Source organism: Niveibacterium sp. COAC-50 (genome assembly GCF_013184235.1).
GTDB lineage: Bacteria > Pseudomonadota > Gammaproteobacteria > Burkholderiales > Rhodocyclaceae > Niveibacterium > Niveibacterium microcysteis.
Genome location: NZ_JABCJM010000007.1, coordinates 160,672 through 184,179, shown reverse-complemented (window position 1 = coordinate 184,179; position 23,508 = coordinate 160,672). Strand labels below are relative to the sequence as shown.

23 protein-coding genes are annotated in these 23,508 nt (G+C 64.1%); 9 read left to right on the top strand and 14 right to left on the bottom strand.

From position 1 onward, the window contains the following. The first annotated feature begins 142 nt into the window (after positions 1-142). From HH302_RS20170 to HH302_RS20130, 9 genes are all read left to right on the top strand, one after another. On the top strand, positions 143-541 hold the full coding sequence (locus HH302_RS20170; RefSeq protein ID WP_172204468.1) for a hypothetical protein: 399 nt from the start codon (positions 143-145) through the stop codon (positions 539-541). A gap of 112 nt (positions 542-653) precedes the next feature. Then, entirely contained in the window at positions 654-1,091 is a 438-nt protein-coding gene (locus tag HH302_RS20165; protein ID WP_172204466.1) for a hypothetical protein, read from the top strand. 120 nt (positions 1,092-1,211) lie between these two features. Next, complete coding sequence (locus tag HH302_RS20160; RefSeq protein ID WP_172204464.1) at positions 1,212-1,550, top strand: hypothetical protein; 339 nt, start codon at positions 1,212-1,214, stop codon at positions 1,548-1,550. Between the two features lie 80 nt (positions 1,551-1,630). After that, the gene (locus HH302_RS20155; RefSeq protein ID WP_172204462.1) at positions 1,631-2,107 is read left to right on the top strand and encodes a GrpB family protein; all 477 of its coding nucleotides are present in this window, start codon (positions 1,631-1,633) and stop codon (positions 2,105-2,107) included. A gap of 69 nt (positions 2,108-2,176) precedes the next feature. Continuing rightward, positions 2,177-2,413: a hypothetical protein gene (locus HH302_RS20150; protein WP_172204460.1), complete on the top strand. Its 237-nt coding sequence runs from the start codon at positions 2,177-2,179 to the stop codon at positions 2,411-2,413. Between the two features lie 150 nt (positions 2,414-2,563). Further along, a complete protein-coding gene (locus HH302_RS20145) occupies positions 2,564-3,094 on the top strand; it encodes a GNAT family N-acetyltransferase (protein ID WP_172204458.1) in 531 nt (176 codons plus the stop codon). A 158-nt stretch (positions 3,095-3,252) separates the two neighbouring features. After that, positions 3,253-3,777 carry a DUF2059 domain-containing protein gene (locus tag HH302_RS20140; protein WP_172204456.1) on the top strand — a complete coding sequence of 175 codons (525 nt, stop codon included), beginning with the start codon at positions 3,253-3,255 and terminating at the stop codon, positions 3,775-3,777. 115 nt (positions 3,778-3,892) lie between these two features. Beyond that, positions 3,893-4,174: a DUF2164 domain-containing protein gene (locus HH302_RS20135; protein ID WP_172204454.1), complete on the top strand. Its 282-nt coding sequence runs from the start codon at positions 3,893-3,895 to the stop codon at positions 4,172-4,174. 444 nt (positions 4,175-4,618) lie between these two features. After that, positions 4,619-6,376, top strand: a complete 1,758-nt coding sequence (locus HH302_RS20130; protein WP_172204452.1) for an ATP-dependent endonuclease — start codon at positions 4,619-4,621, stop codon at positions 6,374-6,376. Between the two features lie 134 nt (positions 6,377-6,510). Here the strand turns inward: HH302_RS20130 and HH302_RS20125 are convergent, their stop codons facing one another. From HH302_RS20125 to HH302_RS20060, 14 genes are all read right to left on the bottom strand, one after another. Next, positions 6,511-7,545, bottom strand: coding sequence for a galactose-1-epimerase (locus tag HH302_RS20125; protein ID WP_172204450.1), 1,035 nt, complete (start codon positions 7,543-7,545; stop codon positions 6,511-6,513). Next, on the bottom strand, positions 7,542-8,690 hold the full coding sequence (galK, locus tag HH302_RS20120; RefSeq protein WP_172204448.1) for a galactokinase: 1,149 nt from the start codon (positions 8,688-8,690) through the stop codon (positions 7,542-7,544). The genes HH302_RS20125 and galK overlap by 4 nt, the downstream gene beginning before the upstream one ends. After that, positions 8,687-9,733, bottom strand: a complete 1,047-nt coding sequence (galT, locus tag HH302_RS20115; RefSeq protein ID WP_172204446.1) for a galactose-1-phosphate uridylyltransferase — start codon at positions 9,731-9,733, stop codon at positions 8,687-8,689. The genes galK and galT overlap by 4 nt, the downstream gene beginning before the upstream one ends. A gap of 57 nt (positions 9,734-9,790) precedes the next feature. Next, complete coding sequence (gene galE, locus HH302_RS20110; protein ID WP_172204444.1) at positions 9,791-10,807, bottom strand: UDP-glucose 4-epimerase GalE; 1,017 nt, start codon at positions 10,805-10,807, stop codon at positions 9,791-9,793. A 118-nt stretch (positions 10,808-10,925) separates the two neighbouring features. Further along, the gene (locus HH302_RS20105; protein ID WP_172204442.1) at positions 10,926-12,125 is read right to left on the bottom strand and encodes an ABC transporter ATP-binding protein; all 1,200 of its coding nucleotides are present in this window, start codon (positions 12,123-12,125) and stop codon (positions 10,926-10,928) included. 38 nt (positions 12,126-12,163) lie between these two features. Continuing rightward, the gene (gene dgoD / locus HH302_RS20100) at positions 12,164-13,312 is read right to left on the bottom strand and encodes a galactonate dehydratase (RefSeq protein ID WP_172204440.1); all 1,149 of its coding nucleotides are present in this window, start codon (positions 13,310-13,312) and stop codon (positions 12,164-12,166) included. Next, entirely contained in the window at positions 13,309-13,914 is a 606-nt protein-coding gene (locus HH302_RS20095; RefSeq protein WP_172204438.1) for a 2-dehydro-3-deoxy-6-phosphogalactonate aldolase, read from the bottom strand. The genes dgoD and HH302_RS20095 overlap by 4 nt, the downstream gene beginning before the upstream one ends. Next, complete coding sequence (locus tag HH302_RS20090) at positions 13,911-14,822, bottom strand: SMP-30/gluconolactonase/LRE family protein (protein WP_172204436.1); 912 nt, start codon at positions 14,820-14,822, stop codon at positions 13,911-13,913. The genes HH302_RS20095 and HH302_RS20090 overlap by 4 nt, the downstream gene beginning before the upstream one ends. After that, positions 14,819-15,586, bottom strand: a complete 768-nt coding sequence (locus tag HH302_RS20085; RefSeq protein WP_172204434.1) for an SDR family NAD(P)-dependent oxidoreductase — start codon at positions 15,584-15,586, stop codon at positions 14,819-14,821. Before HH302_RS20085 ends, HH302_RS20090 begins: the two co-directional genes overlap by 4 nt. After that, positions 15,583-16,650: a 2-dehydro-3-deoxygalactonokinase gene (locus tag HH302_RS20080; RefSeq protein WP_172204432.1), complete on the bottom strand. Its 1,068-nt coding sequence runs from the start codon at positions 16,648-16,650 to the stop codon at positions 15,583-15,585. The genes HH302_RS20085 and HH302_RS20080 overlap by 4 nt, the downstream gene beginning before the upstream one ends. Before the next feature lie 206 nt (positions 16,651-16,856). After that, entirely contained in the window at positions 16,857-18,044 is a 1,188-nt protein-coding gene (gene malE, locus HH302_RS20075; protein ID WP_172204430.1) for a maltose/maltodextrin ABC transporter substrate-binding protein MalE, read from the bottom strand. Between the two features lie 165 nt (positions 18,045-18,209). Then, complete coding sequence (locus tag HH302_RS20070; protein ID WP_172204428.1) at positions 18,210-19,439, bottom strand: carbohydrate porin; 1,230 nt, start codon at positions 19,437-19,439, stop codon at positions 18,210-18,212. Positions 19,440-19,843: 404 nt separating this feature from the next. Beyond that, positions 19,844-21,469: a methyl-accepting chemotaxis protein gene (locus tag HH302_RS20065; protein ID WP_172204426.1), complete on the bottom strand. Its 1,626-nt coding sequence runs from the start codon at positions 21,467-21,469 to the stop codon at positions 19,844-19,846. 68 nt (positions 21,470-21,537) lie between these two features. Beyond that, positions 21,538-23,478 (bottom strand): glycosyl hydrolase 53 family protein, encoded by a 1,941-nt coding sequence (locus HH302_RS20060; RefSeq protein WP_172204424.1) that lies wholly within the window; start codon positions 23,476-23,478, stop codon positions 21,538-21,540. Positions 23,479-23,508 lie beyond the last annotated feature (30 nt).

Genomic DNA, 23,508 nt, shown 5'->3' with positions numbered 1-23,508 from the left:
GAAACCTTGGGACTACCCAGCCTTGCGCCACGGTAGGAATTCAATTCATCGAACCGCCGGATACGTGACCCGTACGTCCGGTGGTGTGGGAGGGAGGGGCCGCGAGGTTCCTTCCTATCCCGATTAGCAGTCGGGAACCCTCATGACTATTCGTAGGCAAAACGCAGTATTCGGCAACGACCAAGTCCAGCAAGCCCTTGCCGAAGACCTTTCTCAGAAAAACGCTTCCGCACGTACGGTTCCGGCTGTCTATCGGTTTGATGAGCTCCAATGCCTCGAACGCTGGGAGCGTGCGATCTTGGTTGCTGAGGCGAAGCGGTACGCGATGCGGCAACCTAAGGTTCTGGCGCTTTGGGCCTTGCTGGGTGCTGTCGCCGGTTATTTCGCGTCCATCTGCCTACGCGAACGGCTTCTGATTCCTGCGGTCGCGGCTTGGGTGGGGGCGGCGGCGCTCATGGCACCAGTCTACTTCTATCGACGGAGCGTCATGAGAGCGTACATCCGTCAGAAGGTTTCAACCATGCAGCAAAGAGCAGACTAAGGGGCGCCTCGGTGACGGCTTACTTTGCAGCCAGCGGGACGCCAAATTTCTGCGCAGTTTGTTCCCCTCCGCTGCGCTTTCCTGCTGGTTACTTTCGACGCTAGGCGAAACCATGGCCGACCATATTCCTACCTCCGGCACCAATCACGAGATCGCTTCATGGATCTGGCACAACCTGGTGCCAAAGAATGGACAGGCAAGCACCGTCCAGGGGGAACTTCTGCGGGCTATTGAGAAGTTGCGTTGGGAGGCTCAGGAGAATGGAAACATCAATTGGGATGAGGGTTTCATCATTCTCATAGACTTCCTGGAGAACACGCTGGCACAGCCCAGCCTATTCAGCCCGAAGGACTGCGAAGCAATTCGCCAGGACTTGAGTCGGCTCCGGAGCTTTAAGCCTATCGTCGATGAGCCAGATGACTTCGACGAGGAAGGTCTACCTTACGTCGATGACGATCTGTATGACCGACTCACGGACTTTGTTGTGGCGTTCTCGAAAGCAAACCCGGAGACCATTCCACACCCTTCCAATCCAAAGCTGATGCGGTAGCCACCAAGTGATGATGCAATCGCATTCCCCTGTATCGGCACGAGCAAAAACTTGGCAGCGCTTGCTGGTTGCCTCCGCGCGAAGCGCTTCGGCCGCCCCTCACCTCCACGCCAGGCATTCATGAAAAGTCTCTCGATTGGTGACCTTATCGTCGACAACTTCGGACGAGAAGGCATTGTTTATTCAAAAGAGAGGCGGCCGAGCGCCAAATGGCTCGCAGAGCAAGAAGACAGCCGTGTCAAACAGTCACCCGGCCCTTGGTGGAGGGTTCTCCCCTTGGACGGCGGTGCAGCGATCGTTCCCGCAGAGCTCGGCACCTTTGTTCGCCGCGCCAGCATTGACGATCTGCTCAAACTGGTTCTGGCTCAACAGTCAGAGCATGCCGGCACCGTCACGCTTCTTGAGTTATTCAAGGCGCTCAGCAAGCAAGCTGCGCCTGGTGTTGGGCGCGATGCTTGACGTTGCGGTCACGGCCTTTCCTGCCGCTGGCTTCCGCTGGACATCCTGCAAGCGGGTTACTCCTCGCCGTTAGCCGCCGCATGAAACTCCTTTTGCCCGTCGAGTATCAGCAGGATTTGGAATCGCTATTTCTTTCGGTCAGAGAATCTGTGCTTGCCGCATGCCCGGATGCTCAGGTGGAGCATATTGGCTCGTCGGCGATTCCGGGGGCGATATCGAAGGGCGATCTTGACGTGTGTGTGCTGGTGGCGCCCGCGCTGCACAGCCATGCCGTCGCGGCGCTGCAGGCATCCGGCTACGTGATCAAGGTCGACACACTGCGTACGCCCGAGCTTTGCATGCTGGAGTCACCGAGCCACGACTACGACGTAGCGCTTCAGGTTGTGGCCGCCGGATCGAGGTTCGAGTTCTTCATGCATTTCCGCGATGCTTTGTGCCGCGACCCCGAACTCGTGAAGGAATACAACGCACTCAAGCTTCAATACTGCGATCGTCCACCGGCCGAATACCGTGGTGCGAAAGCGCAGTTCATTGCCTCGGTACTCGGCTTGGTCTAGCCCTTCCTACAGGCGAGCCAGGCCAAAGCGGTGGTCCGCATCCGAATGCCAGTCAGAAATCCATTTGCCATGACCCGTCACCCGACCAGAAGCGTTCTCGCAGTCACCACCCAACTTGGCCTGTTGCTGTGTCTATCAATCGTGGCGTGCGGATGTTCAGCTGTCGCCGAAGTCGCATACGACGCAGGCCTTGAGCGCGAGAAAGAGAAGTGCGAACGCGAGTTCTCGATGCCTGATCGAACGGAATGCATCAGCGGCGTACAGCGCAGCGAACGGCAGGCCGCGGCGCTGCGGGGCCAGCAGTGACCCGAGCTCGAAATGAAGTCTGCTCGCCTCAACGCGCCGACCCGATGCCCAGCGGCCGATTCAAGCAGAGGCCCATGCTCTGCGCGGCGGTGTCGCCGCAAGCACGTCGCAACGCGGGCCTCGTTTAGCAAGAGCGGTCGCTGATACGCCATGTCCGCCACCCTAGCGTTCGAAACAAGTCGTTGGCGTATTCGGCCGGCCGTCGCCAGCGACCTCCCTGCGCTGGCGTGCGCCGTAGCTAGCCCCGAGTTTCCGCAAGACTTGCCCCTCGCCCGCCTATACAAAGCCGGCGAGTTGGCGGAATGGCTTGAGGAGTTCTGCGACTACGCGGAGGAACCCAAGCTGTGGTCGATTACGACGCGATCATCGCAAACGTGCATTGGCCAGATTGCGCTCTTCGCGGAGGGGTCACCGGGCACGTACTGGCTTTCGTACTGGCTTGCCCCCGAGTATTGGGCGAGGGGCATCGCCAAGGAATGCATCGCGGCGCTGCTTCATCGCAAGGCTGGAACACCTGCGTATCGAGTCGCGGTCGCTGCCGTGGCGGAGGCCAACCACCGTAGTATCTCCGTCCTGCGTGGGCTGGGCTTCAAGGAGACTACGAAGGCACTCACCAAAGCAGTCATTCCGCCTCGCCACATCTGCTTCGCCCTCGAAATCGGAACCGAGCGTGCTGCCTGACAATCGCCTTCGCCACGCCGCAAGGCAATTCGCCTCCTACCGTTCCGGCCCAACACCGACGATGTCGGCGTTCGCGTTCGAAGCTCCGAATCCAGCGCCTTACCTATCCGTTAAACACGGTCCCGTTCCGGGGCCCATCACAGACCAAGGAATACCCCATGCGATTTGCTCCCTTTGCCCTTGCTGTTCTCCTCAACGTCGCCGTGCTGCCGGCCTTCGCGGCGGACCGTCCGGCCAGCGAAGCGTCGGTCAAGCGCCTCATCGAGGTCACCGACTCGAAGAAGCTGGTAGACAACGTGATGCTGCAAATGGATTCGATGATGAAGGCTTCCATGAAGCAGGCGTTGGCGGATCAGGCGTTCACCGCTGAGCAAGAAAAGGTGATGCTTGAGACGCAGGACAAGCTGGCGGGCCTGGTGAAGGATGAACTGAAATGGGAAGCCCTCGAACCGATGTTCCTCGACATCTACCAGAAGTCATTCACCCAGAAAGAGGTGGATGGGATGCTGTCGTTCTATAAGTCGCCGGCGGGCCAGGCGGTCATCAAGAAGATGCCGCAGGTGATGCAGACCACAATGCAGATCATGCAGGGGCGCATGTCCAAGCTCCTGCCGAAGATCCAGCAGATCACCGCAGAAGGGGCCGAAAAGATGAAGGCCGTTTCGCCGCAGCCGAACAGCTGATGCCTAGCCCGTGGGCAATGCGGTAGGCAGCCCACACGCCTTGCGGCATTATCTGCAACGGCGTCGCGCCGCATCGACGCCGAGCTCTCAACGCAACCGCTCAGCAAGGCCCGCGATGCCGATTGAACTCGACAAACTCGACCGCCAGCAGGCCGTCGAGTCCATCCAGCGATACTTCTCCGAGAACATGGAAGCGCCGATCGGGAACATGACGGCGGGTGCGCTGTTGAACTTCTTCCTCGAAGAGATCGGCCCCAGCATCTACAACAAGGCCGTCGCGGATGCACGCGCACGCATGCAGGCTCGCCTCGACGACCTCGAATTCGAAGTGCAGGAAGACGTCTTCACGTACTGGCGGAAGTTCGACAAGGCGCGCGGCAAGAAGGGTCAGAGATGAACGGGGCGAAACGCATGAGTGGGTTTCTCCGCCGCTCTGAGCGTTGGGCTTCATTCCATTCAGCCCAAGCTACCGGGCTGCGATGGTTTTGACTTTGTTTCCCGTCGAGAGCGCCGAGTGGCGCAGCGGGGTCGGGGGATCGGCGCGCAGCGCCGACGGCGAGGACTGTTTGAGGCCCGCGGGGCCGAGTTTCGCAGCCGCCCGACGTCGCGAGCACGCGAGGGAGGTCAGGCGCAAAGCGCCTGACCGCGAACGCCGGGCGGCACTCTTTGCTTACTTTCTGGTGCTGTTGCCAGAAAGTAAGACGCCCGCCGGGGGCGGTACCCCGGCCGACGCGCCGTTGCCATGCGGCGGCGCTTGCGAAGGCGTTGGGCTTCGCTGCGCTCACCCCAACCCACGGCACTAGATTTTACGAACAAGGTTGATGGTCACCATGGAGGCCGTATGTCGGTTCGTCTCGAAACGGTAGAAATTCGGAATTACAAATCATGCAAAGACACGAAGATCCAACTAGAACGGTTCACACCGCTAATAGGCTATAACAACTCAGGCAAGTCCAATATCATTTCCGCAATCCAGTGGCTGTTACGGAAATCCGTCTTGGATGAAGAATCGTTCAACGATATGCAACTACCTGTAGAGGTCATTGGGCGAGTTATCGGCGTCTCTGTGCAAGCACTCTCCACCCTGACCCCGGAGCAGCAACAGAAAATCCAGCCGTACATTGACAATGAGGCTCTGACTCTAAAGCGTGTGCAGCCGTGCCCCGGAGGCAAGGCTACGGATATCAAACTGCACATCCTTAATCCAGCCAACTCACAATGGACAGCAAATCCAACCGGCATTGACAACGCTATTTCTTCACTGCTGCCAGAGCCAATACGAATTGGCGCAATGGAAGATGCAGCCGAAGACTCGGCGAAGGCAAAGAACACGACAACAATTGGGAAGCTACTTTCCGAATTCATTGAGCCCGTTCGACGGGCTCATGAGGCAGACATAAACCAGCACCTAGGCCAAGTTGAGAAGCAACTCTCAGCCGACGGAGCATCACGGCTTGCAGAGTTCAATACAATTGACCAATCCATAAATCACAAGATAAACGATCTATTTCCTGGCATTGGCGTTAAGCTGCATTTTCCCGTCCCCAGCATGGAAGATCTGATCAAGGCCGGGACCGTAAAGGTTTATGAAGACGCAGGAATTTCGCGCGGCTTCTCGGCCTATGGGCACGGCGCCCAAAGGGCCATTCAAATGGCTCTTGTCAGGCACTTGGCTGAAGTAAAGCGCGGCGTTGGGCAGGCAGGTGGAACCACACTGCTTCTTATAGACGAGCCTGAACTATATCTTCACCCTTTTGCGGTTGAGCACATTCGAGAGGCACTCAAAACACTCTCTGAGAATGGGTATCAGATCGTCGCCTCAACTCACTCAGCACAAATGGTTAAGGCCAAAGACGCGCAACACTCTCTGCTTATCCGAAAATCACCAGCCAAAGGGACATTTGCGCGTCGACGATTGCGTGACGCGATCCAGATAGCGGTACCAGATTCGACGCATGCAATGGAACAGCTATTTACCCTAGGGCATGCAAGCCAATTACTGTTTTCAGACAAGGTACTGCTAACGGAGGGAAAAACAGAACTGCGCCTACTTCCGGCGATCTTTGAGCACATCAATACCAGAACGCTTGGACAAAACAAGATCGCGCTGATTGCGCAGAGCGGTGTAAACGACACCAAGAAATCAATGCAGATCCTGCAAGAAATGGATCTTCCATCGAAGGCGATCGTTGATCTTGATTATGCGTTCAAGGGCGGACATAGCCATGGATTTGTCCCACCAGGAAATGCACATGTTGCCGAGATCAAGCGGATTCTTGCGCGTCTTGAGGCTGCGAAACGAATAACCCTTGACCAGGCTGGCCTTCCCACGAAGGGGGTTGTAAAAGCCTCGGAGGCTTACGCCATCCTGGCGAAGGAGTTAGATGCGGCACCGCATATCGACGCGCTTCACAATCTCCTTCTTGGGCAGGACATCTGGCTCTGGAAAAAGGGATCAATCGAGGATCATCTTGGCTTGCAGTCGAAAGACGAGCGGGCGTGGGCGCACTTTCAGACTGAACTCGATCGAGTTGGAATACAAGCGCTGTGCCCTGATCCCCAAAGCGTGGTTGACATGGTTGCATGGGTGGCAGCGTGAGATTTGGCCATTGTCTGCAGCAAACTTCCCTAAGGGGCCTTAGCTGAGTTCAAACGAGATCTACGCAAAGAGCAGAGCCGCCCAACAGGGCGGTTTTTGCATTCCGGCTGCAGGATTTTCAACCCGCGCGATCTCTAGTTCGCCGCCTCAAACACAAACCGGATCGTCCCCTTCCCCACTTGCCCTGGCCGCAGGATGCAACCGGACCAGGTGCGCTGGTTGGGGCTGTCGGGCGGGTAGCCGGGTTCGAGGGCGATGCCGGCGTGGGCGGTGTAGTGCTTGCCGCCGCGGGCGGGGATGCCGGCAAGGAAGTTGCCGGTGTAGCACTGGATCGCGGGTTGGTCGGTGTAGACGCGCATCGTGAGCTTCCAGTCTGCGGAGGCGAGTTCGGCGGCCGGCACGGTGGCGTGGCGGCAGTCCTCATTGAGCAGGAAACTGTGGTCGTAGCCGGCGCCGTTGCGCAGTTGTTCGTTCTCTTTGACCGCGTCGGGCCAGGCGCTGCCGATGCGGCAGGGTGAGCGGAAGTCGAAAGGCGTACCAGCAACCTCGGCCGGCTCGCCCAGGGGCGCCAGCGTAGCGTCGACCGGCACGTAGCGCTCGGCGGCGATCTTCAGCGTCTGGGTGCGGATGTCGCCATCGGGCGCGACGCCGTCGAGGTTGAAGTAGGCGTGGCTGGTCAGCGCGATCGGGCAGGCCTTGTCGACTTCTGCCGTGAAGTCGATCTGCACCGTGCCGGCGTCGGTGAGTGCGTAGCGCACCTGCACCTGCGCACGGCCGGGGAAGCCCTGGTCGCCATCGGGCGAATCAATCGCCAGCACCAGCTCGGTCGCGCTGTGCGAGACGAGCGTCCAGCGCTGGCGGTCGAAGCCTTCCGGCCCCCCGTGCAGGTTGTTGGGGCCGTTGTTGGCGGAGAGCAGGTATTCCTGCCCGTCGAGGGTGAAGCGGGCGTCGGTGATGCGGTTGGCGTAGCGGCCGATGATCGCGCCGAGGTACGCAGTCTGACCCGCGTAGTCCGCGGCGCTGTCGCAGCCGAGCAGCACCTCGCGCTGCGCGCCACCGGCGAGCGGCACTTCACAGGACAGCCAGGTGGCCCCGATGTCCATCACCGCGATGCGCAGACCGCCCGGGTGCTCCAGTTTGAAGATGCGTGCCGCTGCCGTGTTCATCATGCTTCCCCTGCTCCGTCTGTTGCGCGGCACACGTACACCGTGGCCGGTTTGCCTTCTGGCGAGCGGTACTGGGCCGCCACCGCCGCTTCCACCGCGGCGACTTGCGCCAGCGGCACCAGCGCGACGACGCAGCCGCCGAAGCCGCCGCCCGTCATGCGCACGCCACCATCGTCGCCGATCACGTTCTTGACGATGTTGACCAGGGTGTCGATGGGCGGCACGGTGATCTCGAAATCGTCGCGCATCGAGGCGTGCGAGGCGGCCATCAGCGCGCCCATGCGGCGCAGCTCGCCGGCGGCCAGCGCGTCGGCGGCAGCCAGGGTGCGGGCGTTTTCGGTGACGACGTGGCGGGCACGGCGGTAGGTGAGCGCGTCGAGCCCGGCCTTGCCGGCTTCCAGCGCGGCTTCGTCGATGTCGCGCAGCGCCTTGACGCCGTAGTGGCGCGCGGCGGCTTCGCACTGCTCGCGGCGGGTGTTGTACTCGCTGTCGACCAGACCGCGGCGCACGTTGGAGTTCAGGATCATCACCGCGACGCCTTCGGGCAGCGCGACGGCGCGGGTCTCCAGCGAGCGGCAGTCGATCAGCAGCGCGTGGGCGGCCTGGCCCTGCGCGGAGATCAGCTGGTCCATGATGCCGCAGTTGCAGCCGACGAACTGGTTCTCGGCCTGCTGGCCGTTCAGTGCGAGTTCGGTGGCCGACACCGGCAGCTTGAACAGGGTCTTGAAGGCCTGACCGACGGCGACTTCGAGCGCCGCAGAGGACGAGAGCCCCGCGCCCTGCGGCACGTTGCCGGAGATCACCAGATCCGCGCCGCCGAGCTTCAAGCCACGGGCGAGCAGGAACTTGACGACGCCGCGCACGTAGTTGGCCCACATGGCGTCGTCGCGCGGCACGATCTCGGCGTCCAGATCGAATTCGTCGGTCGCGTCTTCATAGTCGGCGGCGATGACGCGCACGATGCGGTCGGCGCGCACGCGGCCGGTGACCGCGGTTTCGTAGTCGATCGCGCAGGGCAGCACGAAGCCGTCGTTGTAGTCGGTGTGCTCACCGATCAGGTTCACCCGGCCCGGCGCGCGGACGGTGATGCCGCCATCGCCGAAGTGCTTGGCGAAAGTCTCGCGGGTGCGTTGTTGCGGGGTGCTCATGCTGCACTCTCCAGGAAGTGGACGTCGCTGACCGCGCGCAGCTTTTCGGCGGCCTGTTCGGCGGTGAGATCGCGTTGCGCCTCGGCCAGCATCTCGTAGCCGACCATGAACTTGCGCACCGTCGCCGAACGCAGCAGCGGCGGGTAGAAGTGCGCGTGGAGTTGCCAGTGCTCGGCGCTGGCTTCGTCGCCGAAGGGCGCGCCATGCCAGCCCATCGAGTACGGGAAGGAGCACTGGAACAGGTTGTCGTAGCGGCTGGTGAGCTTCTTCAGCGCGATCGCGAGGTCGGCCTTCTGCGCGGGCGATAGCTCGGTGATGCGGCGCACGTGGGCAGCCTTGGGCATCAGCAGGGTCTCGAAGGGCCACGCGGCCCAGTAGGGCACGACGGCGAGCCAGTGTTCGGTCTCGACCACGGTACGGGCGCCATCGGCGACTTCACGCGCGGCGTAGTCCAGCAGCAGCGGGCGGCCGTTCTTCGCGAAGTACTCGGCCTGCGTGCGCTGCTCGGCGGCGGCTTCGTTCGGCAGGAAGCTGTTGGCCCAGATCTGGCCGTGCGGGTGCGGGTTGGAGCAGCCCATCATCGCGCCCTTGTTCTCGAAGACCTGCACCCAGGGGTAGGTCTTGCCGAGGTCGGCGGATTCCACCTGCCAGGTGTCGATGACGTGCCCGATCGCTTCCAGCGACAACTCGGGCAGCGACTTGCTGTGGTCCGGCGAGAAGCAGATCACCCGGCTGGTGCCGCGTGCGCTCTGCAGCTGGAACAGCGGGTCGGCCGATTCGGGCGCGGCCGGCGTGTCGGTCATCAGGGCGGCGAAGTCGTTGGTGAAGACGAAGGTGTGCGCGTAGTCGGGGTTGGTTTCGCCGGTGACGCGCTTGTTGCGGGCGCACAGGTAGCACTCTGGGTCGTGCGCGGGGCGCGCGCTGCGATCCGGCGTCTCTTGCTGGCCTTGCCAGGGGCGCTTCGCGCGGTGCGGCGAAACCAGCACCCAGTCACCCTTGAGCGGGTTGTAGCGGCGATGCGGGTGATCGATCGGGTCAAACATCTGGGGTACCTCTTTCCTTCAAATTCAAGATTCGGACAGCCGGGTGACGATTCACGTTCAGGCGTCCTGATAGCCGTTCGGATTCTTTGATTGCCAGTTCCAGGTGTCGCGCGTCATGTCGTCGAGGCTGCGCGTGGCGCGCCAGCCCAGTTCGCGTTCGGCGTACGCCGGGTCGGCCCAGCATTCGGCGATGTCGCCGGGGCGGCGATCGACGAGCTTGTAGGGCAGCTCGCGGCCGACCGCGCGGCCGAAGGCGGCGACCATTTCGAGCACGCTGTTGCCGTGGCCGGTGCCGAGGTTGAACACATGCACGCCTGCCTTGCCCTGGCGGGCCTTCAGCGCGGCGATGTGGCCGTCGGCGAGATCCATCACATGGATGTAGTCGCGCACGCCGGTGCCGTCCGGCGTCGGGTAGTCGCTGCCATACACCGAGAGATACTCGCGGCGGCCGACGGCGACCTGCGCCAGATACGGCATCAGGTTGTTCGGGATGCCTTGCGGGTCTTCACCCATCAGCCCGCTGGGATGCGCGCCGACCGGGTTGAAGTAGCGCAGCAGGGTCACCGACCAGTCCGGCGTGGCGTGCTGGAAGTCGGTCAGCACCTGCTCCATCATCAGCTTGGTCCAGCCGTAGGGGTTGGTGGCGCGGGTCGGGAAGTCCTCGCGGATTGGCACCGAGGCCGGGTCGCCGTAGACGGTGGCGGAGCTGCTGAAGACGAAGTTCTTCACGCCGGCCGCACGCATCGCCTCGAGCAGCACGAAGGTGCCGCCGAGGTTGTTCTCGTAGTACGCCAGCGGCTTGGCGACCGACTCGCCGACCGCCTTCAGCGCGGCGAAGTGGATCACCGCTTCGATCTTGTGCTCGGCAAAGATGCGGTCGAGCAAGGCGTGGTCGCGGATGTCGCCCGCATACAGCGTCGGGCGGTGGCCCGCGATCTGCTCGATGCGGTCGAGCACCTTGGGGCTGGCGTTGCAGAAGTTGTCGACGATCACCGGCTCGTAGCCGGCGCCGATCAGTTGCACGCTGGTGATGCTGCCGATGTAGCCGGCGCCGCCGGTCACGAGGATCTTCATGGTCTTCCTTTCGCGGCGCAGGCGTTACCGGCGCCGTTCTTGAAAATGGGGGCTGGCCGCCACCACCCCGGGGGGAGGGATTGGGGGATTAGGGTGATGCGGCCAGCGTACTGCACGGTCAGGCCATCTGCACTTCAGGTGCAGCGTGGCGGCTTGTTTCGTTGTTGAGCCAGGGCAGTTTGAAGCCCGCCAGCTCATGGCACGGGCGCGGCAGCGCCTGGCCCGCATCGTCGAACAGGTGGCAGGCGGCAGGCGGTATGCCCAGCGCGACCATCTCGCCGCGCGGCACAGGCTGGTCGCCCTTGGCTTTGGCGATCAGCGCATCGGCCGAGCAGGCTTGTTCGAGGTAGATGAAAGTCGATTCGCCCAGGCGCTCGGCCCACATGACCTGGCGATTCAGCGTCTGCATATCGGTGGCGCCCGGCTGGATGTGCTCCGGCCGCACGCCCAGCGTGACCTTCGCACCCAGCCGCAGGCGCGTCGCGTCGAGTTCGGCTGTCAGCAATTCGCCGGTTTCGATGCGCACCTCGGCGTGTGTCGGGGTGGCGGACACCAGCATTCCGGGAATCAGGTTCATCTTCGGCGAGCCGATGAAGCCGGCCGCGAACAGGTTGCGCGGGCGGTGGTAGAGCTCAAGCGGCGAGCCCACCTGCGCAATGCTGCCGTAGCGCTGGGTGTCCTCGCCGGTGTTCAGCAGCACGATCTTGTCGGCCAGCGTCATCGCTTCCACCTGGTCATGCGTCACGTAGATCATGCTCGCCTTGCCGAGCTTGCGCTGCAGGCGGGCGATCTCGATGCGGGTCTGCACGCGCAGCGCTGCGTCGAGGTTGGAGAGCGGCTCGTCGAACAGGAACACGCCCGGCTCACGCACGATGGCGCGGCCGATCGCCACGCGCTGGCGCTGGCCGCCGGAGAGCTCCTTCGGCTTGCGTTCGAGCAGGTGCTCCACCTGCAGGATGCGCGCGGCCTTGTCCACGCTGCCATCGATCGCCGCCTTGGCGGTGTGCGCCAGGCGCAGCGCGAAGCCCATGTTGCGCGCCACCGTCATGTGCGGATACAGCGCGTAGCTCTGGAACACCATCGCGATACCGCGCGCCGAGGGCGGCAGTGTGTTGACCAGTTTGCCGTCGATCAGCAGGTCGCCCGAGGTGATGTCTTCCAGCCCCGCGACCATGCGCAGCAGCGTCGACTTGCCGCAGCCCGAGGGGCCGACGAATACGCACAGCTCGCCGTCGGCGATTTCGAGATCGACGTCGCGGATCACCGGCACGTTGCCGGCGTAGGTCTTGTTGATGCCGCGGAAGGAAATGCTGGCCATGCTTGGTTCTCCTGATGTGTTGCTGGTGGTGAGCGGGCTCACCACTCCGCGACGCTGCCGTCGGCGTGTCGCCAGACCGGGTTGCGCCAATCGGGCGCATTGCGGCTGGCGGCGATCACGCTTGCCTCGTCGATCTCGACGCCCAAGCCCGGCCGTGGCAGCGCTGCGATGCAACCGCCATCGATGCGGAAGTCTTCGCGGTTAACCACGTAGTCGAGCAGATCTGCGCCCTGGTTGTAATGGATGCCAATGCTGTGTTCCTGCAGCACGGCGTTGTATGCGACGAAATCAAGCTGCAGGCAGGCCGCCAGCGCGATCGGCCCGAGCGGGCAATGCGGTGCGAAGGCCACGTCGTGCGCTTCCGCCATCGCGGCGATCTTGTGGCATTCGGTGATGCCGCCGGCGTGCGAGGGGTCGGGCTGCAGGATCGCGAGGCCGCCCTCGGCCAGCACGCGCTTGAAGTCGAAACGGGAATACATGCGCTCACCGGCCGCCAGCGGAAGCGAGGTGCTGTCGGCGAGCCGGCGGTAGTGCTCGGCCTGCTCGGGCAGCACCGGCTCCTCGACGAAGAGCGGGCGGAAGGGCTCAAGCTCACGCAGCAGCACACGCGCCATCGGCGCGGCGACGCGGCCGTGGAAGTCGATACCGAAGTCGACCCGCTCGCCGAAGGCTTCGCGCACCGCGACGACACGCGCGACGACGGCATCCACCGCGCGCGGGCCAGCGAGCATCGCCAGTTCTTCGCTGCCGTTGAACTTGAAGGTGTCGAAGCCGGCTTCGAGCTGTTCGCCGATCGCGGCGACAAGTTCGGCCGGACGGTCGCCGCCGACCCAGCGGTAGGTGCGCATGCGGTCGCGCACGCGGCCACCGAGCAGCTCGTAGACCGGCACGCCGAGCGCCTTGCCCTTGATGTCCCACAGCGCCTGGTCGATGCCGGCGATCGCACTCATCAGCACCGGGCCGCCGCGGTAGAAGCCGCCGCGGTACAGCGTCTGCCAGATGTCGTTGATCTGTGCCGGGTCGCGGCCGACGACGTATTCGGCCAACTCATGCACCGCGGCTTCCACGGTGCGCGCCCTGCCCTCGATCACAGGCTCGCCCCAGCCGGTGATACCGGCGTCGGTCTCGACCTTCAGGAACAGCCAGCGCGGTGCGACGCGGTAAGTCGTGAAACGGGTGACCTTCATGCTGCAACGGCCTCCAGTGCCGCTTGCAGCGCGATCGCGCGCGCGTAGGTCTGGCGCGCCGTCTGGCCAGCGCGGTAGAGCGCCCCGCCAAGGCCGGCGCCCGTGCAGCCGGCAGCGATGAAGGCCGCCAGGTTGCGCTCGTCGATGCCGCCCACCGCGTACAGCGGTACCGGCGGCAACACCGCGCGCAGCGCCGCAATGAAGCCGGTGCCGAGGCTCGCGGCCGGGAAAATCTTCAAGGCCGCAGCGCCTGCTGCCAGCGCGGCGAAAGCTTCGCTCGGCGTGGCGACGCCAACCACCGCTTCGATGCCCTGCGCTGCCGCCGCATGCACCACCGCATCGTTCAGGTTGGGTGTGAGCACGAAATGCGCGCCGATGCGTGCGACGCGCGATAGCACCGCGGCATCCAGCACCGTGCCGGCGCCGATGCGCATCTGCGTGCCGGCGTAGCCCAGCGCGGCTTCAAGCGAGGCTTCGGCCCCCTGCGCGTTGAGCGGAATCTCCACGGACTCGATGCCCGCTGCGCGCAGCGCATCGAGCTGCGCGGCGACCTCGTGCTCACGCACGCCACGCAGGATCGCAATGATGCGCGGCGTACTCACAGCGAACCTCCGAAACGGGTTTCGGCGAGCCCACGCAAGCCGGGAATCCGCAGTTCGAGCATTGCGCCGGCAAGCGGTTCGCGCCGCTGCAGATCCGGCGGCAGGAAGGCGCGCGCGGTGGCCACATAGAGCCGCTCCAGCGCCGTACCGCCGAAGCCGGGGCACGCCGGCTGGCTCACCGGCAAGATGTATTCGTCGCTGATGCGGCCGCGTGCATCCAGCCGCACCACGCGGCTGCCGCCCCACAGCGCGCACCACACACCGTCGGCGTCGTCGACGACCGCGCCGTCCGGTTCCACGCCGGCGCCGAAGTACGGGCCGAAGGGGCGCACCGCGCTCACGCGGCCAAGCTCGGCGTCGTAGTCGGCGCAGCGCATGCGCGAGTCGAGCGAATCGGCGAAGTGGATCCGCGAGCCGTCGCGGCTGAAGCACAGACTGTTGGTGATCACCACCGGCGGCAACGCCAAGGGCTGCAAATCGCCAGCCGCGGTATAGCGCCAGAAGCTCTCGCGCGGCGTGCGATCGCGTTCGTTCTTCAGGCCGAACACGAAGTTGCCGGCGCGGTCGCAGCGGCCGTCGTTGATCCGCAGGCCGGCACCGATTGGCAACTGACACAGGTCGGTCAGCGTTGCAGTGTCGAGGTCGAAGCTCGCGAGGGTGCGTTCAAGGCCCAGCAGCACGCGACCGGGCCGTTCACCCAGCGCGAAGCAGGCGAGCCGCGACGGCATTGCCCAGCGCTGGACTTCGCCGCTGGCGGGCGTCCAGGCGTAGAGGCAGCGGCCCTCGATATCGGTCCACAGCAGGCGGGCGGCGTCGGCATCCCAATGCACGCATTCGCCCAGCTCGCAGCGCAAGCCGGTAAGCGAGAACGGCACGGCCGCGATCGGCGGTGTGACGATGCCGTTCATGACCAACCCCCGTCGATAACGAAGTCCTGCCCGGTGCACATCGCGCTGTCGTCCGCCGCGAGGAACAGCGCGAGGCGCGCCACATCCCCCACCTGAAGACGCTGGCGCAGACATTGATTGCGTTCGATCTCTTCGTCGGCACCGGGGCCGACCCACAGCTTGAGCTGGCGTTCGGTCATCACCCAGCCAGGCACCAGCGTGTTCACCCGCACCCCGGCGGCGCCGAACTCGCGTGCGAGGCTGCGCGTGAGGCCGTGGATCGCCGCCTTTGCGGCGGCATACAGCGGATAGCCCGGCGCCTTGATCATCCAGCCATTGGAGCCGACGTTGATGATCGCGCCGCGCCCCGCCGCACGCATATCGGGGAACACCGCCTGCGCGGCGAAGAAGTGATGGCGCAGGTTCACCGCGAAGGCATGCTCCCAGTACTGCGGGCTTACCTCGCCGACGGTATGGCGTTCGTCGTTCGCGGCGTTGTTGATCAGCACCTCGATGCCGCCGCGCGTGCTGCGCGCCTGCACGATAGCCGCCTCCAGCGCCGCCACGTCGCACACATCGCAGGGGACAAACAGCGGGCGATGGCGCACGCCGGCCAACCGGGCGACGAGTTGCTCGCCCGCTTCGCGGTCGATGTCCAGAAAGCTCACGCGCGCATGCTGCTGCGCAAAGTGTTCGACGAGGCTCGCACCGATGCCGTTCGCGCCACCGCTGATCAGCACATGGCGGCCGGCGAGGCTGGGGTAGTACGCGTAGGCTGTGCTCATGCCGGCACCTTCGCGCGCGCAGGTTTGCGCCGTGTCGCCACCGCAGCGGGCTGCGGGAAAAAGGCTTCCGGCACCAGGCCGCGCACGCGTGCAATGCAAAGCGCGCCCCAGCCGGCCAGATCGGCCTGTTCGATATCACTGGTGACCGTGACACGACCAGAGAAGAAATCGTCCCCCGCCACCAGCAGCGCCAGCGCCTCGCGCAGCAGCGGTTTGCCGGTGATCACGAACTGCGTGCCGGGGCTCATGCGCACTGCGCTGCTGTTCTTCAGCGTCATCAGATCCGCCGCCAGCACCGCGCCAAGCAGGTAATTGGCCCGCGCGTTGCGGCCATACACCGTGAATTGATCGAGGATACGCACGACAAAGCCTGCGCGGCCGAGGCCGATGTCGCGCGCGGCGCGCGCGCCGGCCAGCAGCATCTCGGCGTCGATCGAGTCGGCGAAGCCGCTCTCCAGCGAACCGGCCAGAATCGTGTTGTGCGTGAGCACATGCAGCAGCTCGCCCGCCAGCGTGGTGACGCAGCCGATCACCTGCTGCTGCGCATCGAGATGCACGAACTTGGAATGCGAACCGGGCAGCACAACGACCGCCGGCGCGGCGATGCCGACGCGGTCGATGAGGCCCATCGTCTCGGTCTCTTCGCCGCGCATCATGTCCATCGCCTCGCAGTTGTGCAGGCCGAGATCGGCGGCAACGTTGCGCGCGCCGGGCACGAACCACAGCGTCTTGCGGCACACCTCGGGGATACGCGCCGAGGCCATCGCGGCGGCCAGCACATCACACCCCGCCGGCACATCAACATGCGGCACCTGACGCAGCCCCAACTCCGAACTGATCATGCCCGACGCGATCACCCGCGTGACCGCATCAATACCGACGCCAGCGCCTTGCAGCGCATCGGCGATCGTGTCACGCACACCGGCCTTCAAGATCTCACTGCTGCCGCTGATCGCGGTATCACGAACGCCGACCTGGCGGGCCGCGCGATGCAGCACCGCGCCGTCGCGCCACACAGTGACGCGGGTGTTCGTGGTGCCGGTATCGATGGTGAGGACGTTCATGAGTCTTCGTGTCTGCCGCGATGCGACGGGGTGATCCTGGAAAATGCGCTCTCTGACTGAGTGCCATCTTCGCGATCGCGGGCGCGACGATCAAACGATCAATACTTGGGCTTTCGCCTCATTTTTCTTAACGAAAACACACCATCGAAATGCGGCACTCCGAAAGCAGGATTTCGCGAGTGCCGCACCCCAACTGCTGCCGGAAGTCAGCGTTCGCGGATACGCTTCGCAGCCGCGCCCAACAGCTCCGCAGGGGCCTTGCGGCCTTCGACGATGCCTTCCAGCGCGGTTTCCATCGGCGCCCAGAAGTAGGTCATCTCCGGGTTGTTCGGCATCGGTGCGCCATTGCGTGCGGCCTCGCTCATGCCGCGCACATGCGGGTCACTCGCCAGCTCGGCGCGCACGCGCAGATCCGCTGGCACGCCGAGCGACTTGTCGGCGTTGCACGCCTTCAAGGCTGCCGGCGTCAGCAAGGCGTTCTCGATGAACTCGGCGGCGATCTTCCGGTTGGGGCTGGCGCGACTCACCATTGCGCCGGTGACTCCGACAAACGGCGCGCCCGGCTTGCCACCAACGCGCGGAATCGCTGCGGTGCCGAAGTCGATGTTCGCGTCCTTGAGCTTGTCCCACACCCAAGGGCCGTCGATCGTCATGGCGACTTTGCCTTCGAGGAAGGCACTTTCGGCTTCCTCGCGGCTGGCGCCGTTCGGCAGCACGCCGTCTTTCACGAGGCGCGCGAGCAGGTTGGCGCCCTTCTGCGCGCCGGCGTTCGCAACGCCCACGTCGTTGGCGTTCCAGCCGTCTTCACGCGACTTGAATGCGTAGCCACCATTCGCGGCGAGCAGCGGCCAGCTGTAGTAGATGTGCGAGAGATCCCAAAGGATCGCCTTGCGGTTCTGCGGTGCGAGCCGCCTATCCAGCGCCACCACGTCGTCAAAGCTCTGCGGCGGTGCATTCACGTAGCGTTTGTTGTAGATCAGGTGGATCGCCTCGATGCCGATCGGGTAGCCCCAGAGCTTGCGGCCGAGCGAAAACGCCTGCCAGCCCTGTGGGTCGATCGCCTCGCGCACCCGCTGGCTCGGCACCACCGGTTGCAGCAGGCCATCGGCGACCCAGCGGCCGAGGATGTCGTGCGCCCAGATCACCACGTCCGGCCCTTTGCCGGCCGCGGCGGCGTTGTGGAAGAAGTCGGGAATGGTCGCTTCGACCTTCACCGGCACACCAGTCTGCTTCGTGTAGCGCTCGGCCGTGCCGACCCAGGCATCGAAGCATTTGTCCTTGTTAACCCACACAAGCAATTTGCCCTGCTCGGCAGCGGCAACACCGCCCGCTGCGAGCGCGAGACTCAGCGCGGCAAGGCAACGAAGGCGACGAGTCCGTGTTTTGTTTTTCATCATGCGCTCCGCAGTGCATCGCTGCAGCCGACGCGCGATGCACGAAAAAAATGCCGTCTTACCTCCGGGCAAGACGGCAACCACAGGAAGGAGGTGACCTTCCAGTCAAAGGAGGAATGCAGCGGTCCACACCCGTGCCCGCTTACGCGGGCACGGAGCCGACTCTTACCACCAGCTCTCGGCCTGGATGCCGAAGGAGCTGCCGCTGGTCTGCGTGCCGTAGGCGTCGTACGCAACCCAACCCTTGGCGTTCTCGTTCCAGGTTGCGTAGGTGTAGAACACGCGCAGTTCCGGGCGCGAGTACGGCGTGCGGCCGGCCGCTGCGGTCAGCGCGATCGTGCCCTTGGTCAGGTTGCGCGACTTGTCGTCACCCGAGGACTTCAGCTGCGTCCAACCGATTTCGGTCGCCACACCCCAGATGTCGTCGAAGTGGTAGTGCGGGCGGGCACCGACCGAGAACCAGGTCTGGTCTTTCCAGATGTCGGTACGCTTGTCCTTGCGGTAGATGACGTTCGCCAGCGCGGTCCATTTGCCATCGCCCGAGGTGTAGCTGACGTTGTCCAGTATCTGGAGGGTGTCGTCATCCTTCGTCGTGTCGGTCGCGATCTGACCGAAGTTGCCGTTCGCCATCGACGCGGTACCGTACTGGATGCCAACACGGTTCCAGGCGTTCAGGCTGCCCAGCTGCGCATCGTAGAAGGCGCCGACGTACCAGCCGTCCTCGGCCTTGTAGGCCTTGTTGCGGCTTTCCTTGCCCATCGCAAAGCCGGCGTTGACCGTGAGGTAGCCGTTATCGTGCAGCTTCACGCTTTCGAGCTTCAGCAGGTTGGCGTAGTACAGGGTGTCGTCGTCGGTCTTGCTGGCGTCGTTCCAGGTCACCGCAGTGCGTTCGATCGCGTAGCTGAACTTGCCGAAGCCGAAGTCCAGGTTCTCGATACCGGCGCCGTCACCGTCGCTGTTCTGGTACTTGTAGTCGAGGATGTGGATGTCCGGGCGGTCGTAGTAACGGCGGCCGGCCCAGATGCTCGCGCCCTTCAGCACGCCTTCACCCAGGTTGTGGCCCGACAGGTACAGCTGCGACCAGTTCACATCGGCGCCGTTGATCGAATTCGGATAGCCCTTCCAGCCGGTCACCATCGCGTGGCCTTTCCACACGGTGCCATTGGCCATCGCGGGCGCTTCGACATCCAGGCCCAGTTCAGCGTAGTTGTCGCATTCGTTACCCAGACGGTACTTCGCCGGGCCGAGGCCGAAACAGGCCTGATCGCCCTCGTCGCTGGCGCCAAAGCCGGCGCGGAAATAGCCGTTGCTGGAAAGCCCCGGCGCAGCGATTGCGCTGGTGCCGGCCATCATGAGTGCAGCTGCAATCACACGCATCGGAAACCGTTCTTTCATGATTTGTTTTCTCCTCAAAAAACCTTGTCCACCCACTGTGGCGTGCTGCCGCCCGCATCAATTGCGGGCTGACATTCCTGTTGTCGTCGCCGACGACATCCGGGTATCGGCGACGATGTATTTCCTGGATTAGCTGCCGCGTCGCGCTCGAAATTCGCGTATGACCGGCGGCCTGTTTTGCATTGTTCGTTTGACTGGAATTGCGCTGCAAACGAGCTTTTTTGGGCGCTTCGTCAAGTTTGATTTAACGAAGCGCTTGCCTTCGAAGGCGTGCAGAAGCCTTGCCCGGCGCGGGTTTCGCGCAGGCGACGACTGGAATTCAGGCTTGCTGTTGCTGCGCTGCGCGCTAAGGCGCGCCAGCCCTGGGTGGGCCGCAGCCGGGTAGTTGTGTGCGCGTCATCGGATCAGGCCAGGCGATAGGCCGAGATGGCCCGCTGCATGTCGGCCGCGAGGCTGTCGAGCTCGCGCGCAAGCGATGCGCTGACGCTGGAGGAGCGACTTGCGTCCTCCGCCATCTGCGCGATCTGCTCGACACGTTGCGCTACTGCAACACTGGTACTGCCCTGCTCGCGAATCGCATCGCTGATCTCGGTGACGCGCGCTTCGGCGCTCGCGTTCGCATGGGCGATGCGCTGCACCGCATGGCTCGCATCGTTGGCACGCGCCACGCCCTGCGACACGCAGTCGACAGCGTGATCCATGCCCTCGATCGCTGCGCGTGCGCCACCGCGGATCGCGTCCACCATCTTGGTGATCTCGCGTGTGGAACTCGCTGTACGTTCGGCGAGCTTGCGCACTTCGTCCGCCACCACCGCGAAGCCGCGCCCCTGCTCACCCGCTCGAGCAGCTTCGATTGCGGCGTTGAGCGCCAGCAAATTGGTCTGTTCGGCGACTTCACGGATCACCGCTACGACGGACGAGATGCGGTCGCTGTCCGCACCCAACGCGCGGATGCGGTTCGAGGCCTCATCCACCGCCGCGGCAATCTGGGCAATGTCGTCCAGCGTGCGGCCGATCACCTCGCCACCGCTGGCGGCCAGCGCGCCGGATTCGCGCGACAGCGAATGTGCTTCGCCGGCCTGGTCACCGATATGCGACACGGTGACCGTGAGCTGCTCCATTGCCGCGGCCATTGCGGCGGCGGCTTCGCTCTGCGCATCGGCACTCGCCGCACCGTCGCCTGCGCCCTGCGCCACGCGCGCTGCAGCGGTACCGACCCGAGATGCGCCGCCGGCGAGCGCCACAAGATCAGTCTGCAGTGACTCGAACAGCGCGTTGAGCGATTGCGCGATGCGGCCCAGCTCGTCGGCGCGCACCACCGGCACGCGCAGCGTGAAGTCGCGCTCGGCGCCGATGCGCGTCACGGTGTCCTGCACGCGCCGCAATGCGTCGGCAATACCGCGCACCAGCATCGCACCGAGGCCCGCAACCGTTGCAATCGCCAGCACGATCACCGACGCAATCATCAGGTGACCGCGCTGCGCGTCGTCCGCCGCGGCCTTGGCCGATACGCTGGAGCGCTGCGCGTTGTAGTCGGCATGCGCGCGCAGCGCGGCGAGCGCCTTGGCGCCGGCCGGCAGCAGATCGTTTTCAACTGCGTGGCGCGCGGCGTCGTCCATGTTCTTGCGCGAAAGGTTGAGCACCTCGGGCACCACGGCCAGGAAGGCCTTCACGCCTTCGCGGTCGGCCTTCATCAGCCGCGCCTCGTCGGCGCCGCTGATGTGCTTCTCCTGCGCCGCCAGTTGCTGTTCGAGGGCTACCAGGTCGGCGTTCAGCGCCTTCTCGATTTCGTCCTTCTTGCCGTCGGCAATGTTGGTCATGTGGCTCAGCACGTCGACCTGTGCGCGCAGCAGCGCGGTTTCGGCACCATCGATCGCGGTGATCGACGGAATCGTCTGGCCGTTCGCAACGCCCAGCGCGCGGTCGAGCGCGCCAGCAGCCAGCAAACCTGCAGCGCCCACCAGCAACAGCGCCGCCGCAGACACGCCGACGATCAACCACAGCCGAAGCGATATTCCTTTGTGCTTCATGGAATGTCCCCCCACTCCATTGTTTGATTCATGCCGGGCGCGGCTTGTGACTGCGCCCGGCATGCCGCTCAGTTCGCGCCGTCGCGAATGAACTCGAAGTCGTCGAGGTTGCCCCAGTTGCCGGTCTGGCCATCGATCGCAACGCCCACGGTGCAGGCACCGTTGGTCACCTTGATGCCGCTGACGGTGTATTGCGCCCACTTCTGCCAGCCGGTGTTGGTGATCGTCTTCGTGTAGCGCTTGCCGTCGCCACAATCGCGGGCGATCAGTTCGATCGACTTCTCGCCACCGCCGCCAGCAGCCCAGGCCTTGAGGCTGTAGGTGCCGTTAGGAATGCCGGCGTAGCTGCGGGTCGCCTCCACCTTGAACGGCTCGCCGAGCCAGTAGTGCATCGATTGCTGGCCGGTCTTCGCGTTGCCGGGGTTGCGTTCGTTGCTGATCGCCGCAGCGGTGCCGGTGATCGTCCAGCCTTCCAGCTTGCCGTTCTCGAAGCTCGGGTCTTCGATCAGGTTGCGGCGCGGCACGACCGCGACCGCCGCCTCGACCGGCACATCGAAGTTGCTCAGGTGGCCGACGAGCTTGAAGTTGCCAGCCTGCTTGAGTTGCTCGGCCGATACGTCGTTCCAGCTGACCCAGACCTCGCGCTGCGCATCGTCGGAGAACGCGACGCGGATCTTCTCCGGCGGCGCGAAGTTCTCACCCACGTAGGTCGTCAGCTTCAGCGGCGCGACCGGCAGCAGGGTCGGCACATCGGCCGCCGTGCCGGCTTCACGCACCCGCTTGAACACGGCCAGCGAGGGCAGCGCGCGGCCCTTGAAGTCGAACATCGCCTGGTTGTCCCAAGCGTTGCCTTCGCCAGTACGCCAGCCTGCGCCCTTGACCGGAATCCAGCCCGGCTCCCAGTAGAAGACGCCGGCACCGCGCTGCCCCGGCACTTGCGCAACGGCGTTGATCACGTCACGCACCAGGCTCGCCTGCCCCTGCGGTGTGGCCTTGTAGCCCACGCTCTTCTGCATGTCGCGATTGAACAGGTTGGGGAAGCCATCGCCGTCTTCAGTGGTGTAGGCGTAGGCGGTTTCCATCACGACCACTTCCTTCGCGTAGCGCGAGGAGATGTCGTCGACGTTGCTCTGGAAATCGTCGAAGGTGCCGTGCCAGTACGGGTAGAAGGACAGGCCGATGACGTCGTAGTCCACACCCTTCTTGGTCAGCAGATCGAACACTCGACGGTAGAGATCATTGGTCGCACCGTTTGCGAGATGCACCGCCACCTTGGTCTTGCGGCTCGGGTCCGATTCGCGCACCGCCTTGATGCCCTGGCTCAGCAGCGCGACGAAGCCATCGTCACCACCGATCTGCTCTTCAGGCTTGGCTTTCCAGGTCTTGCCATCCGGCCACAGCATGCCGCCGTTGAGCTCGTTGCCGATCTGCACCATGTCCGGCGAGGCGTTCGCCTCACGCAGCGCTTTGAGCACATCGGCGGTGTATTGATGCACCGCGGCTTCGAGTTCCTTGCCCTTGAGCTTTTCCCACGCGGCCGGCTTGAATTGTTTGTCCGGATCGACCCAGAAATCGCTGTAGTGGAGATCCAGCAGGAACTTCAGGCCCTGCGCCTTGGCGCGTTGCGCCATGCGGATCGTTGCAGCGAGGTCGTTGTTGCCGCCGCCGACCGGCTCGCCCTTGCGCGAGATGGTCTTGCCGCCTTCCACCACGTCGGCCGCGTTGACCGGGTTGTTCCAGATCCGCAGGCGGATCCAGTTGACGCCGTTTTCCTTCAGGATCGCGAAGAAATCTTTCTGCTGGCCCTGCGCGTCGTAGAACTTGCCGCCGAGTTTCTCGATCTCGTCGGTCATCGACACATCGGCGCCCATCATGAAATCGGCGCGCAGCTCGGGCACCGGTTGCACCGTCACCGCGGCGGGCGCGGCAGCGAAGGCAGCGTTCGGCAGCGCGGCAGCGCACAGCAAGGCGACGGCCAGCGTGCGCAGTCGGAACGAAGTCTGGTTCATGTTCGTTTGTCCCCTGTTATTTTCGGTCTG